Source organism: Mesorhizobium ciceri WSM4083 (assembly GCF_000519305.1).
Classification (GTDB): domain Bacteria; phylum Pseudomonadota; class Alphaproteobacteria; order Rhizobiales; family Rhizobiaceae; genus Mesorhizobium; species Mesorhizobium ciceri_B.
In genome coordinates this window covers 160001-162464 of sequence record NZ_JAFG01000009.1, presented here as the reverse complement: position 1 = coordinate 162464, position 2464 = coordinate 160001, and the positions used below count along the sequence as shown (strand labels likewise).

General features: G+C 54.0%; 2 rRNA genes (1 of these 2 only partly in view). Both read right to left on the bottom strand.

Going from position 1 to position 2464, the window contains the following annotated elements:
• Positions 1-196 precede the first annotated feature (196 nt).
• Positions 197-311: ribosomal RNA gene (gene rrf, locus MESCI2_RS0120365) — 5S ribosomal RNA — on the bottom strand.
• Positions 312-463: 152 nt separating this feature from the next.
• A 23S ribosomal RNA gene (locus tag MESCI2_RS0120360) occupies positions 464-2464 on the bottom strand; it runs 821 nt beyond the window's last position.

Below are 2464 nucleotides of genomic sequence, written 5' to 3'. Positions count from 1 at the left end.
TAAGCAAGCGCTTGCTTGCGTTCCTAAGCAAGCGTTTGCTTGCTTTATCGGACGTAAGCCGAGGCCTACAGATAGGTATATGGCTGACCAAATGAAAGGGCCGCTTACGCGGCCCGTGATCCCTTGGCGGGCCATTTCATAAAGAGAAGATTTCTCTCCATCCGATTTGGATGTGNGATCAACGTGCGTTTGGCAGACCTGGCAGCGACCTACTCTCCCGCGTCTTGAGACGAAGTACCATCAGCGCTGGAGCGTTTCACGGCCGAGTTCGGAATGGGATCGGGTGCAGCCGCTCCGCCATAACCACCAGGTCGGCAAAACGCACGTTGTTCGAGAAGCTTTTTGAGCGATTGGCCGCGACATAGCATCAGGCGCAAGGCCTGGGGCTCTGTCGGAGCTGTTTCGCTGGTCTTTTTCGTGCCTGTCATCCTCCGATTTGGAGCGATGAGCATAAGGAATGAGAACGATCAAGCCGATCGAACTATTAGTACCGGTAAGCTTCAAGCGTTGCCGCTCTTCCACACCCGGCCTATCAACGTGGTCGTCTTCCACGGTTCTCAGGGAATACTCGTTTTAAGGTGGGTTTCCCGCTTAGATGCCTTCAGCGGTTATCCCGTCCGGATATAGCTACCCTGCTATGCGGCTGGCGCCACAACAGGTCCACCAGAGATCCGTCCATCCCGGTCCTCTCGTACTAGGGACAGATCCTTTCAATATTCCTACACCCACGGCAGATAGGGACCGAACTGTCTCACGACGTTCTGAACCCAACTCACGTACCGCTTTAAATGGCGAACAGCCATACCCTTGGGACCTGCTCCAGCCCCAGGATGCGATGAGTCGACATCGAGGTGCCAAACAACCCCGTCGATATGGACTCTTGGGGGTCATCAGCCTGTTATCCCCGGCGTACCTTTTATCCGTTGAGCGATGGCCCTTCCACGCGGGACCACCGGATCACTATGACCGACTTTCGTCTCTGCTCGACTTGTCAGTCTCGCAGTCAGGCAGGCTTATGCCATTGCACTCAGCGAACGATTTCCGACCGTTCTGAGCCCACCATCGCGCGCCTCCGTTACTCTTTAGGAGGCGACCGCCCCAGTCAAACTACCCACCATACATTGTCCCGGACCCGGATAACGGGCCGCGGTTAGACATCCATAGTAATAAGGGTGGTATTTCAAGGGTGGCTCCACCTGAGCTGGCGCCCAGGTTTCAAAGCCTACCACCTATCCTACACATGCCACTACGAATGCCAATGTAAAGCTATAGTAAAGGTGCACGGGGTCTTTCCGTCTAACCGCAGGAACCCCGCATCTTCACGGGGAATTCAATTTCACTGAGTCTATGCTGGAGACAGCGGGGAAGTCGTTACGCCATTCGTGCAGGTCGGAACTTACCCGACAAGGAATTTCGCTACCTTAGGACCGTTATAGTTACGGCCGCCGTTTACTGGGGCTTCGATTCAGAGCTTGCACCCCTCCTCTTAACCTTCCAGCACCGGGCAGGCGTCAGACCCTATACGTCGTCTTGCGACTTCGCAGAGCCCTGTGTTTTTGATAAACAGTCGCTACCCCCTGGTCTGTGCCACCCTCCTCTACTTGCGTAGAAAAGGGTCACGCTTCTTCCGAAGTTACGCGTGCAATTTGCCGAGTTCCTTCAGCATAGTTCTCTCAAGCGCCTTGGTATACTCTACCAGACCACCAGTGTCGGTTTCGGGTACGGTTTATAAGGAGGAGCTATTTCCTGGAACCACGCAGCAGCCCGTTCAATCCGATAAGATTGGACTACCTCAATGATCCGTCACTACCTCCAAGCCCACGAATATTAACGTGGTTCCCATCGACTACGCGTTTCCGCCTCGTCTTAGGGGCCGGCTAACCCTGCTCAGATTAGCTTTAAGCAGGAACCCTTGGTCTTTCGGCGGGGGAGTCTCTCACTCCCCTTACGTTACTCATGTCAGCATTCGCACTTCTGATACCTCCACCACCCCTCACGGGTATGGCTTCATCAGCTTACAGAACGCTCCGCTACCGCTTGGCCCTTGCGGACCAAACCCTAAGCTTCGGTGTATGGCTTTAGCCCCGTTACATTTTCGGCGCAAAGACCCTTATTTAGACCAGTGAGCTGTTACGCTTTCTTTAAATGATGGCTGCTTCTAAGCCAACATCCTGGTTGTTTTGGGATCCTCACATCCTTTCCCACTTAGCCATAACTTGGGGACCTTAGCTGTAGGTCAGGGTTGTTTCCCTTTTCACGACGGACGTTAGCACCCGCCGTGTGTCTGCCGACTAGTACTCCCAGGTATTCGGAGTTTGGTTAGGTTTGGTAATCCGGTGAGGACCCCTAGCCCATCCAGTGCTCTACCCCCTGGGGTATTCGGTCGACGCTCTACCTAAATAGATTTCGCGGAGAACCAGCTATTTCCGAGTTTGATTGGCCTTTCACCCCTAGCCACAAGTCA